At 67.5% G+C, this 824-nt stretch carries 1 protein-coding gene; it reads right to left on the reverse strand.

Translation table 11 applies throughout. The features are described from left to right. Positions 1-775 (reverse strand): IS3 family transposase (locus tag ACTQXM_RS09000; RefSeq protein ID WP_441537649.1); only part of this gene is annotated, 775 nt, incomplete at its 3' end. Between the last annotated feature and the right edge of the window lie 49 nt (positions 776-824).

Below are 824 nucleotides of genomic sequence, written 5' to 3' on the forward strand. Positions count from 1 at the left end.
ACAGGTAGACCTTCCTGCCGGAGGGCAGCCTGAACTCGGTGATGTCGGTGAGCCACAGGAAGTTCGGCAGGGCCGAGCGGAAGTCGCGGCGCACGAGGTTCGGCGGGGCCGGCGTCGGCTCGCCCGCATAGGAGCTGTAGGGCCTCCTCTTCCTCCTCATCCACCTGGGGACCAGGCCCTCCTCGCGCATGATGCGGAGGACGACCTTCTCCGAGGCGCGCACGGGCTCGTCGAGCTCGCGCAGGCGCGCCGTCACGAAGCGGTACCCCCGCGCCCCCTCGCCGTCCTCGGTGAAGATCCTGCGCACGAGCGCGCGCAGGGGCGCGCGCCGGTCGGGCCTCGCGATCGCGCGGCGCTGGTACTCATAGGAGCTCTTTGATATCCCCAAGGAACTCGTGAGTTCTCTCAAGGACCACTTCCCGCACGGCCTCAGGCGGTCTATCACCAGGGTCTTCTCCCTGTTCGACATCCCGTCGAGGCTCTCGGCTTTTAAAACGTCCTGCACCGCCCTCAGCACCGCGTTCTCGAGCCTGAGCCGCTCGATCAGGGCGTCCTTGTCCTCCGGGTCGATGTCGGGGTAGTCGGGGCCGTCCCCGACGAGTCGCGGCAGGTCCATTCCTCCACCGGCCCTTCCCGCGGGCTTGCGCACGTCCCTGATCCAGCGCCAGACGGACGTCTTGCCGGGCCCGCCGAGTATCTCGGTTATCTCCATGACGGTGAGCCCGGCGCCGCGAAGCGCCCTGGCCCTCTCCACCATTCTCCTACTGTATGCCATGCGGACTCCGTTCCGGACCTCAACGGTCCAACTTTTTGTCCGCAGTCCC

The sequence above is a fragment of the Collinsella sp. LCP19S3_D3 genome (assembly GCF_052121455.1).
Classification (GTDB): Bacteria; Actinomycetota; Coriobacteriia; order Coriobacteriales; family Coriobacteriaceae; genus Collinsella.